Here is a 14,387-nt window from a genome sequence, read left to right on the forward strand (position 1 = left end):
AAATTGCGGTGCTGAGTTTGTAACTATTTGCACCCATCGGCAGCGGCATTTTTGAGCGATCGCTAGGGATTCTTCAACGGTTTTGCAGGACATCACAGGCTATACCCTCCAACGAGCCGTTTATGAGGGAGCGCACACCCGAGTCTATGCTGGGGTGACTCAGCCAGGTGAGCAGCCTGTCGTGGTCAAGCTGCTGAGAGCGGAATATCCCTCCCTAGAAGAGATCACGCGTCTTAAGCACGAATTTAGCATTCTGGATGGCTTGGACAGCCCAGAAATTATCAAGGCGCTGGCACTAGAGCCATACCAAAATGGGCTAGCGCTGGTGCTAGAAGATTTTGGCGGCATTGCTTTAAGTGACTATCTGGGGCAACGTTCGCTAAGCAGCGATGAATTTCTTGCCATTGCCCTTCAGCTCACTGCTGCGCTAGCCGCACTACACCAGAGCCAGATTGTTCACAAAGACATCAACCCCCGCAACATTCTGATCCATCCAACCAGCGGACAGGTCAAACTGATCGATTTTGGCATTGCCTCGCGACTGTCTCGAGAAAACCTAACCGCAAGTCATCCCACGCTGCTGGAAGGCACCCTGGCCTACCTCTCGCCGGAACAAACCGGGCGCATGAATCGGACGATCGACTATCGCGCCGATTTTTACTCCTTGGGCGTGACCTTCTACGAAATGCTGACCGGTCAGCTGCCTTTTCAAGCCACTGACCCGCTGGAGCTGGTGCACTGCCACATCGCCAAAACCCCTGCGGCCCCCGATCAGCTCCGCCCCGACCTGCCCGCCGCCCTGGCTGGCCTGGTGATGAAACTGCTGGAGAAAACAGCGGAAGATCGCTACCAGAGTGCGCTGGGGCTGAAGGCCGATCTGGTGCGCTGTCAGCAGCAACTGCAAGAGACGGGCACTATCGCCCCCTTTGCGATTGGTCAACTCGACTGCTTCAGCCAGTTTCTCATTCCCCAGACTCTCTACGGTCGGGAAAACGAAGTCGCCACTCTGCTGGCCGCGTTTGAGCAGGTCAGCGCTGGAGCGGCGGAGCTGATGCTGGTGAGCGGATATTCGGGCATTGGCAAAACCTCTCTGGTGCAGGAAGTTCACAAGCCCATTGCTCGGCAGCGGGGGTATTTTATTGCCGGTAAGTTTGACCAGTTCAAGCGCAACAGCCCCTACGCGTCGCTGACTCAGGCCTTTCAAGAGCTGATGCGGCAGCTGCTAACCGAAAGTGACGACCGGGTCGCCCAGTGGAGAGCCAAGCTGCTGGTGGCCTTAGGTGCCAACGGTCAGATTGTGGTGGAGATGATTCCGGAGGTTGAGCGGATCATCGGGCCTCAGCCAGCGGTTCCCCAACTGGGGGCCTCGGAAGCGCAAAATCGGTTTAATCGGGTTTTTCAGCAGTTCATTGGGGTGTTCAGCCAGCCAGAGCATCCCCTGGTGATTTTTTTGGATGACTTGCAGTGGGCCGATCTGCCTTCCCTAAAGCTGATCGAGCTACTGGTGACGAATCCCGAGAGCCAGTATTTGCTGCTGCTGGGGGCCTACCGCGACAACGAGGTCAGCCTGGCCCATCCCCTCATGCATACCCTAGAGCAGATCCAAGCCGCTGGGGCAACGGTTCGAAATCTGGTGCTGCAACCGCTGGGGCTGCCCCAGGTCGCTCAGCTAGTGGCCGACACGCTACACAATGACGCCGCCCCAGCCCAATCTCTAGCCCAGCTGATCTTCAAGAAAACCCAGGGCAACCCCTTCTTTGTCACCCAGATTTTGAAATCGCTGCACCAGGACGGGCTGCTCTGGTTTGACTTTGACCAGGGCCAGTGGTGCTGGGATGGGGCGGTGTTGCAGGGTATTGAAATAACCGAGAACGTGGTGGAACTGATGGTGAATCAGATCCAGAAACTCTCTGCCAAGACCCAGCAGGTGTTAAAGCTAGCAGCCTGTATTGGGGATAAATTTTCCCTAGACGTGCTGGCGATCGTGAACGAAGCGTCTCAAACAGCAACGGCCAATGATCTGTGGGAAGCTCTGCAAGCCGAATTTGTGGTGCCCCTCACCCAGGCCTACAAAATTCCCCTGGTGATGGATTTAGACGATACTCCCGACGAAAGGTCGGTTGAGTCAGCGGCAGAAAAAACCACCGCTCAGATTGTCTACCGGTTTTTGCACGACCGGGTACAGCAGGCCGCTTACTCGTTAATTCCAGAGTCGCAACGGCGGTCAACCCATCTCAAAATTGGTCAACTACTGCTGCAAAATATTCCGGCGGCAGAGCGCAATGACAACATTTTTGCGATCGCCAACCAGCTCAACTACGGCGTCGGTTTGCTGACCTCAGAGGCTGAAGCCTACCAGATGGCCGAGATCAACTGGGTGGCAGGCCAAAAGGCCAAAGCCGCTGCCGCCTACGACTCGGCCCTGCGCTACCTGTCGGTGGGCCTGGAACTGTTGCCAGAAACCAGTTGGCAGCAGCAGTACGACCTGACCCTGGCCCTGCACAATGCCGCTGTTGAAACAGCCTACCTGAACGGTGATTTTGACCAGATGGAGGCCTGGGCCGCAACTGTTTTGCGTCAGGGGCGATCGCCCCTAGACACCATGACTGTGTACGAGGTCAAAATTCAGGCCTGCATGGCCCAGGTCAAACAGCTAGAAGCGGTGCACTTGGGGTTGCAGGCGCTGGAACGGCTGGGGGTGAGCCTGCCGCCGTCGCCCACCTTGGCCGACATTCAGCAGGTGCTGACCCAAACCGCTGGCTATCTAGAGGGCAAAAGTTCCGCCGACCTGCTCAACCTCCCTCCTATTCGCGACGCCGAGAAACTCGCCACCATTCGCATGCTGACCAGTCTCGGATCGCCCTGCTATCAGGCCGCACCGATGCTGTTTCCTTTAGTGATCTGCGAACAGATCGGTCTCTCCCTGCGCTATGGCAATTCTCCCTTCGCCGCCTACAGCTACGTGTGTTACGGGGTGATTCTTAACGGCATTTTGCAAGATAGTGAAGCGGCCTATCGGTTCGGCCAGCTCGCCCTCCAGGTGGTCGAAAAGTTTAACGCGGTGGATCTAAAAGCCAGCGTTAGCTTTATTGCCGGAGCCTGCACGCTGCACGGCAAAATTCACGTTCGCGAAACTCTGCCCTTGCTGTGGGAGGGCTACCAAAGTGGTCTGGAAAACGGCCAGCTTGAATACGGCGGCTACGCGGCGATTCAGCGCTGTCACCATGCATACATGATGGGGCAAGAACTGCCCAAACTTGCCACTGAAATGGCGACGATTAGCACTACTCTGGCCCAGCTCAAGCAGGACAACGCTCTGGGCTGGAACCAGATTGTGCAGCAATCGGTGCTGAATTTGATGGACTCGCCGGAGCACCCGAGCCGCCTCCAGGGAGCTATCTACCGAGAAGCAGAGGCCTTGCCCTTGCTCAAGGCCGGCAACGATCGCACTGGTCTGCACTACTTCTACCTCAACAAACTAATCCTCAGCTATCTGTTTGGCCAGTACGACCAAGCCCTAGAGGATGCGGAGCTAGCTGAACAGTACCTGGACGGGGTGAAGGGATTTTTAGTGGTGCCGGTGTTCCAGTTCTACGCTGTGCTGACCCGCCTGGCCCTGGGCGTGGCGGGAGCCCTGCCCCTCGACTCGGTGCTCAGCCAAGTCGAGCAGAACCAGGCGGCCCTACGGCGATCGGCCCAGTTTGCGCCAATGAACTTGCAGCACAAGCTGGATCTGGTGGAGGCGGAGACAGCCCGCCTGCTGGGGCAACCCTGGTTGGCCATGGAGCACTACGATCGCGCCATTGCCGGAGCCCGAGAGCATGGCTACAGTCAGGAAGAAGCGATCGCCAACGAGCGAGCTGCCGAGTTTTACCAGGCCCAGGGCCACGACAAAGTGGCTCAGGTGTATCGGGCTGAGGCCTACTACGGCTACCTACGCTGGGGCGCGATCGCCAAGGCCCAGGCGCTAGAGGCCCAATATCCCTCCCTGGGCACCCAGGCACCTAGGCAAGAGCCTGGCCCGTCGACAGCCTCGCTCACCAGCAGCTCGGTATCGACGGGCGGGCTCAAAGGCTTTGATCTCGCCACTGTCATCAAGGCCTCCCAAGCCCTGTCTGGGGAAATCGTGCTGAGCGATCTGCTCACCAAGCTGATGCAGATCGTGCTGGAAAATGCCGGGGCGGAGCAGGGGGCTTTGCTGCTGGACACCAATGGGCAGCTAGCGATCGCAGTCTCGGGCGCAGTTTCGGAAACGGTAGGTGATGATCGGGTTGCCGTGCAGCAGGGTGATCTTAAGCTCGGGAGCGATCGAGACGAGGTTGCTCCGCCGCCCCTACCCCTGTCGGTGGTCAACTATGTGGCTAGAACCCGGACCGCCCTAGTACTCAGCGATGCCACGGCCGAAGACCTATTTGCGACGGATCCCTACATCCTCGCTCAGCAACCCAAATCCGTTTTGTGTGCTCCCCTCCTGCACCAGGGAAAGCTGACCGGGCTGCTGTACCTAGAGAACAACCTCACCCCCGGTGCCTTTACCCCAGATCGTTTGGAGGTCTTGCAGCTGCTGGCAGCACAAGCCGCCATTTCGATTGAAAATGCTCGCCTCTATGCTGATCTGGAGGAGGCCAACCGCACTCTGGAAGCCAAAGTGGGCGATCGCACCCTAGAACTGCGCGATAAGAACGTCCTGTTGCAGCAGGAGATTCAGGAACGGCAGCGGGCCGAAGCGGCAGCCATGGTCGCCAACCGTGCCAAGAGTGAGTTTCTCGCCAACATGAGCCATGAGCTGCGCACGCCCCTGAACGGAATTTTGGGCTATAGCCAGGTGCTGAAAAAGCACCAGACCCTCACCGAACCGCAGCGGCAGGGCATCGATGTCATTCATCGGTGCGGTGAGTACCTGCTGACGCTGATCAACGACGTGCTCGATTTGTCGAAAATCGAAGCGCGCAGAATGGAGCTCCACCCAGAGGTCTTTCACTTGCCCCGTTTCCTCGAAAATGTGGTGGAAATCTGCCGCATCCGGGCCAGCCAGAAGCAGATTTCGCTGACCTACGAAATGATCTCGCCCTTGCCTGAGTACGTCTATGCCGATGAAAAGCGGCTCCAGCAGGTGCTGCTGAACTTACTGGGCAACGCCGTCAAATTTACCGAGGCGGGTCAGGTCTCACTCAAGGTCGGCCCTGCCCAAGCCTGGCTCCCGAGACGCGATCCGGAAGCTGATCGGGAGGGAGCGGCCGATTCTGCCAACCTGATTCGCTTTGAAATTATCGATACGGGGGTAGGCATTGCCCCCGAGCAATTGGCGCAGATCTTTGACCCGTTTCACCGCACCCCAGAGGCGGGGCAGCACACCGAGGGCACAGGGTTGGGGCTAGCAATTAGTCGCCAGCTGGTGCAGCTAATGGACAGCGACATTTGCGTCAGCAGCAATCTGGGCCAGGGCAGCCGATTTTGGTTTGACCTCGATCTGTCGACAACCCAGCCGGGCGAGACAAGTAGCCTGACCACCGGGCAGGTGATCGTCGGCTATGGGGGCGATCGCCGCACCGTTCTAGTCGTAGACGACAAGGAATATAACCGAGCCGTAATCGTCGACTTTTTAGCTCCCCTCGGCTTTCAGCTGTTGGAGGCGACCAATGGCCAAGAGGGGCTGGCCCTAGCGGTGCAGCATCAGCCCGATGTCGTGCTGGTAGACCTGGTGATGCCGCTGATGGATGGCTTTGAAATGACCCGTCGGTTAAAACAAATCCCGGCTTTGCAAACCACTGTTGTGATTGCCATTTCCGCCAGCGTGATGGAATTTGACTATCACCAGAGTCAGGCTGCCTGCTGCGACGATTTTCTGCCCAAGCCCATCCACGAACCGGCTCTGCTGGAAAAGCTTCAGCTCCACCTGGGGTTGGAATGGCTGTACGAGCCCATCTCTCCCACCCCCCTGCCATCTGCCCCAACCCAGCTCTCCACTTTCCCCCTCTTCTCCACCGCTATTCCTCCTGGGTCTGAACTCGACACCCTGCTCAACCTCGCTCTAATGGGAGATCTCAAAGGCGTCGTGGCCCATGCTGAGCGGCTCGAACAGCATGGGCCGCAGTGGGCCCCTTTTACCACCCAGCTCAGGCAGTTAGCCCTAAGCTATAAGGGAAGACAGGCCATCGACCTGATTAAACGCTATCAACCACCGGTATGAGCGAGGACGCCGCGAAGACTGCAAGCATTCTGGTAGTAGATGACACCCCGACCAACCTAGATGTGCTGTTCGATTTTTTGAACAATGCCGGGTTCAGAGTTCTATTTGCCGAGGATGGCGAAAGCGCCTTGGAAAAGGCGCGATACGCCAACCCAGATTTGATTTTGCTCGACATTCTCATGCCGGGTATGGATGGCTTTGAAACCTGTCGTCGCCTGAAACAGCAGGAAACCACCGCTGCTATTCCGGTAATTTTTCTAACCGCCCTCACGGAAACCACGGACAAAGTAAAAGGCCTGGCGCTGGGGGCGGTGGATTTCATCACCAAACCATTGCAGTACGAAGAGGTGCTGGCCCGGGTGAAAACCCACCTGCGCCTCCAAAGCCTAGCTCAACAGCTGCAAGCTCAAAACCTGTTGCTAGAGCGCGAAGTGCAGGAACGCACCGAGGCCGAAGCCGCTCTACAGCGCCAAAATCAGCGATCGCACCTGTTTGCTGACGTCACCCTCAAAATCCGCCAGTCCTTGCAGATCGACGACATTCTGCAAACGGCGGTCACTGAGGTTAAAACTATTCTCCAAGCCGACCGGGTGTTGATCTATCGCCTCTGGCCCGATGGCACCGGCAGCGGGGTAGCCGAGGCGGTGCAGCCCGGCTTTCCCCAGGTTCTAGGCATGGTGTTTCCCCAGGAGGTGTTCCCGACCGAATCTAAGGAACTGTACCGCCGGGGGCGGGTCCGCAGCTTAGTCAATGTGGCTCAAGATCACGTCGCGCCCTGTCTAGTCGAGTTCTTGCAGCAGTTGGAGGTGCAGGCCAAGCTGGTGGTGCCCATTCTCACCCAAGACGACCTGTGGGGCCTGCTGATTGCCCACCAATGTGCTGGCCCCCGGCATTGGACAGTGTTTGAAACTGAGTTGCTTCAGCAGCTCGCCGACCAAATTGCGATCGCCCTCACCCAGGCCCAGCTCCTAGAACAGGAGACCCTGCAGCGCCAGGAGCTCGCCCGCTCCAATGCTGAACTCCAGCAGTTTGCCTACATTGCCTCCCACGATCTGCAAGAGCCGCTGCGCATGGTCACCAGCTACCTTCAACTCCTAGAGCGCCGCTACAAAGGCCAACTCGACGCCGACGCCGATGACTTTATTCAGTTTGCCGTCGACGGGGCCCTACGCATGCGCACCCTGATTAACGACCTGCTGACCTATTCGCGCATTGGCACCCGGGGCCATGCCTTTGAGCTTACTAGCTGTACCGCCGCTGTTGAGCAGGCGATCGCCAATCTCCAGCTCGCGATCGAAGAAAGTGGGGCCGTCGTCACCTACCCAGACTTACCCCTTGTCCAAGCTGACCCCACCCAGCTAGTCCAGCTGTTCCAGAATCTGATCGGCAATGCCATTAAATTTCACGGTGAGGCTCCGGTTCGCATTGCGATTGCTGTCAGCCAAACGGAAGATGACTGGCTGTTTTCCGTCCAGGATAATGGCATTGGCCTTGACCCCCAGTACGCTGACCAAATTTTTGTCATTTTTCAACGGCTCAATAACCGCACTCACTATCCGGGCACGGGCATTGGGCTAGCGGTATGCAAAAAAATTGTGGAGCGGCACGGCGGCAGAATTTGGGTGGAGGCTGACCTAGACCAAGGATCAACCTTCTACTTCACCATTCCCCAGGGAGGCATGACATGATGGTGCCGTCCAGAAGCGTGGTACATCCCATCGAAATTTTGCTCGTGGAAGATAACCCTGGCGACATCCGGCTGACTCAAGAAGTGCTGAAGGAAGGCTCAATGCGCAATCATCTGAGCGTGGTGGATGACGGCGAGAAGGCGATCGCCTTTTTGAACCGCATTGCTCCCTACCGCCACGCGCCCAATCCCAACTTGGTGCTGCTCGATCTAAACTTACCCCGCCGCAGCGGCCTAGACGTGCTGAAAATGATTAAAACCAGCGCTGTGCTCAGGCACATTCCGGTGATTGTCTTTACCAGCTCCCAGGCCGAGGACGATATCAATCGCGCCTACGACCTCCACGCCAACTGCTACATCACCAAACCCCTTGATCTCGAGCAGTTTAGTCGCAGCATCAAATCCATCGAAGATTTCTGGCTGTCTGCCGTAGAACTGCCGTCGGAGTAACCTATGGTTCCCCAAGCCCCCATCCACGTTTTGCTGATTGAGGATAACCCCGGCGATCGACGGTTGATGCAGGAGCTGCTGCGGGAGGTGACCTCGGTTGCCATCCAGCTCGACTATGCCGACAGCCTGGATCAGGGCATGCAGTACCTCAAGCAGAGTCCCTTCGACGTCGTGCTGCTAGACCTTTTTCTGCCCGACAGTCAGGGGTTTGCCACCTTCACCCAGCTGCACCAGCAGGAGCGCAAAACCCCGATCGTCGTCACCACCGGCCTAAACGATGAAACCCTGGCGCTCAACGCCGTGCAGGCCGGAGCCCAAGATTATCTCGTCAAAGGCCAGATCACTGGCGAGCTGCTGGTGCGCTCAATTCGCTATGCCATTGAACGCAAGCGGGCGGAGCAAAAGATCCGCGAGCAAGCGGCGCTGCTCGATATCGCCACCGATGCCATTCTCGTTCGCGACGGGCAAAACCAAATTCTATTTTGGAATCGGGGCGCGGAGCGGCTGTACGGGTGGACAGCGGCAGAGGCCCTGGGGCAAAAAGCCACCGAGCTGCTCTATGCCGACGACAATTCAGTGCAAATGCAGCAGATTCAGCAGCAGTTAATGCTCGACAATGAATGGCACGGGGAACTCAATCAAATCACTAAAACCGGTCAAGCTATTACCGTTGAAAGTCGGTGGACTCTGGTGCGCGACGACGATGGTCAACCCCAATTCATTCTGGTGGTGAACACCGATATCACTAGCAAAAAACAGCTAGAGGCACAGTTTTTTCGCGCTCAGCGCTTGGAGAGCATCGGCACCTTGGCCAGCGGTATTGCCCACGATCTCAACAACATTTTGACCCCTGTCTTAGCCACCTCTCAGCTTTTACAGATGGAGTCATTCCATCAAGATGAACGCAGCCTAGAACTGCTCCAGCTTCTAGAGATAAATGCTCGACGCGGCGGCGATATTATCAAGCAAGTGTTGTCCTTTGCCCGCGGGGGTGAAGGCAAAAATGTAATTTTGCAAGCTGGACATGTGATTCGTGAAATTCAACAGATTATTCGCGGTACTTTTCCTAAATCTATTGAGCTGCGGGTAGATACCTCTATGGACCTGTGGCCCGTTGTGGGCAACGCCACCCAGCTCCACCAAGTGCTGATGAATTTGTGCGTTAACGCCCGCGATGCCATGCCCCAGGGGGGAACCCTAAAAATTTCGACAGAAAATCTCACCCTAGACGAAGCTTATACCCGCACAAATCTCGATGCTAAAGCCGGAAGCTATATTGCAATCACCGTTGCCGATAGCGGTAGCGGCATTGCGCCTGAGCTTCTCGATCGCATTTTTGAACCGTTCTTTACATCTAAAGAAATTGGCAAAGGCACCGGGCTGGGGCTGTCAACGGTGTTAGGAATTGTGAGGAGTCATCACGGCTTTATTACCGTCTCCAGCCTGCCCAATCAAGGTACTGAGTTCAAAGTTTTTCTACCTGCGGTTAAGGTTGCTGACCCCCCAGCGCGGAGTTCTACTGAGGTCTGGCTCGGCAATCAAGAGCTGATTTTGGTCGTCGATGACGAAGCCCCCATTCGGGAAGTGACTCAAGCCACCCTAGAGGCTTACAACTATCGCGTAATAACGGCCTGTGATGGTCTTGATGCGGTCGCCCTCTACGTTCAACATCAACATGACATTCGCCTGGTGATCATGGACTTAATGATGCCCGCTTTGGATGGGGCTACCACCTGCCGAATTCTACACAAGCTCAACCCCCAAGTGCATATAATTGCTGTCAGTGGGCTGCCGCAGCAAAATGCTGAGCCGACCTCCATTGCTGTCGAAATTGAAAGTTTTTTACCCAAGCCCTACACCATTGACGAACTACTTCAAGTCGTAGGTGAAGCGCTGAAACCTAAGGGATATCGGCAAGCAGGTTTTGCCCAACAGGTTAGTATTGGCCGCGGTGAAAGTGAGTGAGCTGGGAGGGCAAGCGAGGCAGGGAGGAAGGGCACGATTAAAAACTGCCGCTCTCCCCGGATCCTTTCCTTCCCTCATCCCCTATTCCCTACCCCGGTACTGTCAACGCGCGCCCATTATTCGAGGGCTGAAGGTTGAGGATATAGGGTACCGCTGCCTTTGCCCAGCTAGCGATAGGCGTATAGGCTGCAGCATCGTCGCCATAGCAGGTTTCGAGCATGGCGGTGTGAATAATGCCGGGGTTGAGGGCTACTGCCGCCATACCCGCCGGTAGCTCCTGCGAGAAGGCCTGGGTCAGCCCTTCTATTCCCCACTTGGTGGCACAGTAGGGGGCAAACTCTGGTGAGGTCGATCGCCCCCAGCCGGAGCTAAAGTTGACGAAAATGCCCGATCGCTGCTCGACCATGGGCGGCGCAAAGTGGCGAATAACGTTGACGGTGCCGTTGAGGTTGACTGCAACCACCGCGTCAAACTCTGCGGCGGGCACGCTCCACAGGGGGGCTGGATGATTGACCAAGCCCGCATTGTTGATCACCAAATCGGGCAGGCCATTGGCGGCGATCGCCTCCCTAGCCCAAGCTGCCACCGCTGCGTCGTCGCGAACGTCGACCGCCGTGAATTGGTGGGGGGCAGGGTACTGCGTCGTTAAGTCGGCGATGGTCTCGGCCCCGCGAGCACAGCCTGATACCCGATGGCCTGCCGCCACAAAGCCATCGACCATGGCTCGGCCCAGCCCCTGGCTTACTCCAGTGATGACGATGTGTTTACCCATGGTGTAGGTGCGCTCAAGGATAGTGCGATCGGACGATTCCGCTCCAGACTATGGCTGAGCATGCCTTAATCTGACCGTGGGCGCAAGGGGCGGGCTATGTCAGGATGAAATGAAATGGGGCATAGACAAGTCCTGGAACGTGGATACGGAAGCATCGTAATGGGCAACTGGAGATTGGGACTACGGCAAATACCGGTGGTAGTGGTGCTCTGCCTGGTGATGCTAGGGCTATGGGGCGTGAGTCAGCCCGCCCCTAGCGCCGTGGTGTGCGATCGCGCCGCCCCTGGTCAAGTCTACTGCCGGGCCACCCTACCGCTTCCCTGGGCCTGGCTGCCGAGTCAGAGCTTTTTGCTCAATGATGTGGCCATGACCTCAGAGCTGTGCGACAACAATCCCCACGGCGGCGTGCGCTTTTGCCACCGGCTGACGCTGCTGGGAACAGCTCATCAAATCACTCTGCCAGAGGTGCGCACGCCGCTGTCGACGGCGGCCTTAAGAGAGCAACTGCGCCAGTTTGTTGCCGGTGAGGGCAGCCCCCGCCTGAGCTGGTCTAGCCCTGGCAGCGGCGTGCCCTGGCGCACCCTGGTGATTGTGCTACTGCTGGTGGCGGCTAACTGGGCTCTGTGGGATGTGCGGTGGCCACCCGTGGCTCCCTCTCCCTTAGCCCTCGATGGCGCAGTGCCCGCCCGCCGTGCAATTGATACAAAGGATTAATATCGCCCAAAGGGCCTGACCATCAGCTAGAGCAATGCTCTTGACTATTGTCAAGAGATACACCGGCAAAACGTTACAAAACAAAATATCTAAAAGGGCTTTTCCCCAGGTTTTCCCCAGGTTCAACCGACTTTTCCCCAAGTTTTCCCCAGGAGTTCACGTTGGAGCACGGGCTTGGGCAGCCCTGTGGAAAACGGTATTTTCTTCAGCAGCGATCGCCTAGTCGGCTGCCTGCCCGCCTGTCTGCTGTTGGGAACCGCTAGAACCCCTACTCCGTCGTGGGAACCCTGGGCTGCTAGCTCAAACAGGCCTGTAAGGCAAGATTGACAGTATCCGAGGAGTTCGGCAAAATGATGCGACTGGCAGAGCCGAGTACCGCGCTCCCCCAGTCCGAAAGGCCCGTCTCTGGGTTCTTACAGGCTGGCTTATAGCACTCCGGTTTCGCCCTGGGCAAAGTTAGCCCAGATAAATCCCCATGTTCTTTTAGTAGACAGAGTGTTGCATCGGCAGGCGTTGAATCTTTCACGCCTGGTTGCTGTGGGCGGCTTTATGCTGCCCATCCCAATGGCTGGCTTCAACGCCGGTCCGCTGGATTTCGTCCCGCCGCGATCGCTACAGTTCATCTCCCCCTACCAAGGCAGCGCCCTATGACCCTCAACGTGAGCACTCCCAAAGTTAGCCTCATGGCAGAAGTGCCGGAAGACCTTTATAACGCGCTTCAGGTCTACCTAGATGCCAACCCCGCCTGGAGCCAGCACCGCGTATTCTGCGCCGCCCTATCGCTGTTTTTGATGCAGAGTAACCAGGGCGATAGTCAAAGAGCGGCCGCTAAAGGTCGTCGCGATGTCAACCGCATCTACCTCGATGCCCTGTTTGACTACACTATCTAGTGGCAAGTAGGCTAGCCGACCATGGGCTAGTACTTGACCAGGCTGATTGTGACAAGCTCTGACGGTCAGGGTTTAGGGTTTAAGGTCTCCCGTTCAGGGTGGGTCGTGAACCTTAAACCCTGAATTCCTAAACCTTGAACCCTCAATAATCAGTCACTTTTGGCTGGAGAGATTACTGGATTGCGATCGCTCGTAATCCGGGTTTGAGATGCAACTATCGCGCAAAATATCAGCGATAGTTTTTTCAACGGATTGCGATGCCCGTGACCTGGGTTTGAGGCGCAACTCTAAACGTCATACCTCAAACCCCGAGTTTTCTGCCCCTAATCAACCCAGCCAATATCGGAATCGGTCAACATCGGGTTGGGCTGCCCTTTTTGGATGGTGTACTCCGGCACCCCTCGATGGTAGGTAGGTCTATCCTTAGCTTCCATGGGGCGGCGGGGCGTGATGTCTACCCCAGAGGTACGGCGCGTTGCCGGAGACGGAGCCGCAGGGGGGGCCGGGGTCTCAGCTAGCTTCAGAATGGTTTTCTTAGCCTCATCCAGCTCGGCCTGAGTTTTGGTCAATGCCTCGGCCTTAGTCTTGGTTCCTGCCTCTGCCTGATCGAGGCTGTCCTTGAGCTCAAATAGACGGCCCTGTTGGGTTTCGAGATCTTTTTGCAGCCCGGCAATGATTTTCTCGAGCTGAGCCTTGTCTTTCTCAGCGGTGGCCAGGTCTTTTTCTAAAGCACTCACCCGCTGGGCTAGGTCAACATCGGGGGCGATCGGAGCCTCTGCTTTGTCCTCAGGCTCCGCCGTTGTGGCCTCTGCTTCAGCCTGGGGCTTAGCCGCAACAACCTCCGCCTTAGCCTTAGGGGCAGGCGCCGCTTTATCCTCGAGCTTAGCCGCCTGGCGGCTGGTAGCGGTGCGGCGAGAAGACCCAGACCGGGAAGCGCGGCGGCTGGCCGTAGCCTTAGGGGCTACAGGCGCTTCATCAGCCTCAGGTTGAGGGGCGATCGCAGGGTCTGGGGCGTCAGCCTTATTCACTTCTTCTTTAAGTAGATCGGAGAGGCTTTTTTTCGTCATGGCTGGGTCCAGTCTCGCTGTAGTTCTTCGGCAACTCGGCAGTAGTCAGAACGGGCCTCCTGGCTGTTTTTGCCGCGCCACTTGAGCACCGGCAGCCCCTCTAATGCGGCCCGCTCGTGAGCTTTGTAGGCACGAATAAACGCATTACAGGCGGGAATTTTTAGCTCCAGTAGGGTGTTCTGGGCTTCAATGGCTTCGCCGACGCTGCGGGAATCCACCTTCGTCAACAATACTCGATGGGATACCCCGCTGGGCGATACCGCTTCATTCACTGTAGTAATCAGCACGGCCAAATCCATGGGGGCCGGTGGTGTGGGCAACAGCAAATAATCCGCCGCTGGAATCACCGCCGCCAGGGTCGCTGACCCCAGCGCCGGCGGAGTATCCACTACGATCAGGTCATGGGTATGCTCCTGCCTGAGTCGTTTCAGCCGAGCTGGGTTAAATTCTGCTTTTACCTCAAAGCCCAGCTCAACCGGGCTGCGCCCCGTCCACCACAGGGCCGACCCTTGGGGGTCAGCATCGACTAGCAGCACCGATCGCGTCTCCGCAAACACCGCTGCTAAATTAACGGCGGTGGTGGTTTTGCCCACCCCTCCTTTACCGTTAAACACCGCTAACACAATTGGGCTAGCCAATTAAAGTTCCTCCT

At 57.1% G+C, this 14,387-nt stretch carries 10 protein-coding genes; 7 read left to right on the forward strand and 3 right to left on the reverse strand.

Annotated elements, in window-relative coordinates; genetic code table 11:
* Positions 1-82: 82 nt before the first annotated feature.
* Genes NC979_RS01550 through NC979_RS01565 form a run of 4 tightly spaced genes read left to right on the forward strand, consistent with a single transcriptional unit; the run spans position 83 to position 10,292 of the window.
* Positions 83-6,190, forward strand: coding sequence for a hybrid sensor histidine kinase/response regulator (locus tag NC979_RS01550; protein ID WP_190523096.1), 6,108 nt, complete (start codon positions 83-85; stop codon positions 6,188-6,190).
* Complete coding sequence (locus NC979_RS01555) at positions 6,187-7,878, forward strand: response regulator (protein ID WP_190523097.1); 1,692 nt, start codon at positions 6,187-6,189, stop codon at positions 7,876-7,878. Before NC979_RS01550 ends, NC979_RS01555 begins: the two co-directional genes overlap by 4 nt.
* Positions 7,878-8,327: a response regulator gene (locus tag NC979_RS01560; protein WP_190524431.1), complete on the forward strand. Its 450-nt coding sequence runs from the start codon at positions 7,878-7,880 to the stop codon at positions 8,325-8,327. The genes NC979_RS01555 and NC979_RS01560 overlap by 1 nt, the downstream gene beginning before the upstream one ends.
* Before the next feature lie 3 nt (positions 8,328-8,330).
* Positions 8,331-10,292: a hybrid sensor histidine kinase/response regulator gene (locus tag NC979_RS01565; protein ID WP_190523098.1), complete on the forward strand. Its 1,962-nt coding sequence runs from the start codon at positions 8,331-8,333 to the stop codon at positions 10,290-10,292.
* A gap of 88 nt (positions 10,293-10,380) precedes the next feature.
* On the opposite strand, the gene NC979_RS01570 is transcribed toward NC979_RS01565, so the two are convergent.
* Complete coding sequence (locus tag NC979_RS01570; protein WP_190523099.1) at positions 10,381-11,064, reverse strand: SDR family oxidoreductase; 684 nt, start codon at positions 11,062-11,064, stop codon at positions 10,381-10,383.
* Positions 11,065-11,223: 159 nt separating this feature from the next.
* Here NC979_RS01570 and NC979_RS01575 point away from each other — a divergent pair, with 159 nt between their 5' ends.
* The 3 genes from NC979_RS01575 (at position 11,224) to NC979_RS01585 (ending at position 12,668) form a co-directional block, all read left to right on the forward strand.
* Positions 11,224-11,778 (forward strand): hypothetical protein, encoded by a 555-nt coding sequence (locus NC979_RS01575; RefSeq protein ID WP_190523100.1) that lies wholly within the window; start codon positions 11,224-11,226, stop codon positions 11,776-11,778.
* Positions 11,779-12,291: 513 nt separating this feature from the next.
* Entirely contained in the window at positions 12,292-12,429 is a 138-nt protein-coding gene (locus NC979_RS01580) for a hypothetical protein (RefSeq protein WP_190523102.1), read from the forward strand.
* Positions 12,426-12,668 (forward strand): DUF2811 domain-containing protein, encoded by a 243-nt coding sequence (locus tag NC979_RS01585; protein ID WP_190523104.1) that lies wholly within the window; start codon positions 12,426-12,428, stop codon positions 12,666-12,668. Before NC979_RS01580 ends, NC979_RS01585 begins: the two co-directional genes overlap by 4 nt.
* A 323-nt stretch (positions 12,669-12,991) precedes the next feature.
* On the opposite strand, the gene NC979_RS01590 is transcribed toward NC979_RS01585, so the two are convergent.
* Together NC979_RS01590 and NC979_RS01595 are read right to left on the reverse strand one after the other, a co-directional pair.
* Positions 12,992-13,735: a coiled-coil domain-containing protein gene (locus NC979_RS01590; RefSeq protein ID WP_190523106.1), complete on the reverse strand. Its 744-nt coding sequence runs from the start codon at positions 13,733-13,735 to the stop codon at positions 12,992-12,994.
* Positions 13,732-14,373, reverse strand: coding sequence for a ParA family protein (locus NC979_RS01595; protein WP_190523108.1), 642 nt, complete (start codon positions 14,371-14,373; stop codon positions 13,732-13,734). The genes NC979_RS01590 and NC979_RS01595 overlap by 4 nt, the downstream gene beginning before the upstream one ends.
* Positions 14,374-14,387 lie beyond the last annotated feature (14 nt).

The organism is Leptolyngbya subtilissima AS-A7 (genome assembly GCF_039962255.1).
GTDB lineage: Bacteria > Cyanobacteriota > Cyanobacteriia > Phormidesmidales > Phormidesmidaceae > Nodosilinea.

Coding starts and splice junctions, on each gene's coding strand:
- NC979_RS01560 (WP_190524431.1), top strand. CDS start 7,878: ATGGTGCCGTCCAGAAGCGTGGTACATCCCATCGAAATTTTGCTCGTG.
- NC979_RS01590 (WP_190523106.1), bottom strand. CDS start 13,735: ATGACGAAAAAAAGCCTCTCCGATCTACTTAAAGAAGAAGTGAATAAG.
- NC979_RS01555 (WP_190523097.1), top strand. CDS start 6,187: ATGAGCGAGGACGCCGCGAAGACTGCAAGCATTCTGGTAGTAGATGAC.
- NC979_RS01575 (WP_190523100.1), top strand. CDS start 11,224: ATGGGCAACTGGAGATTGGGACTACGGCAAATACCGGTGGTAGTGGTG.
- NC979_RS01565 (WP_190523098.1), top strand. CDS start 8,331: ATGGTTCCCCAAGCCCCCATCCACGTTTTGCTGATTGAGGATAACCCC.
- NC979_RS01570 (WP_190523099.1), bottom strand. CDS start 11,064: ATGGGTAAACACATCGTCATCACTGGAGTAAGCCAGGGGCTGGGCCGA.
- NC979_RS01585 (WP_190523104.1), top strand. CDS start 12,426: ATGACCCTCAACGTGAGCACTCCCAAAGTTAGCCTCATGGCAGAAGTG.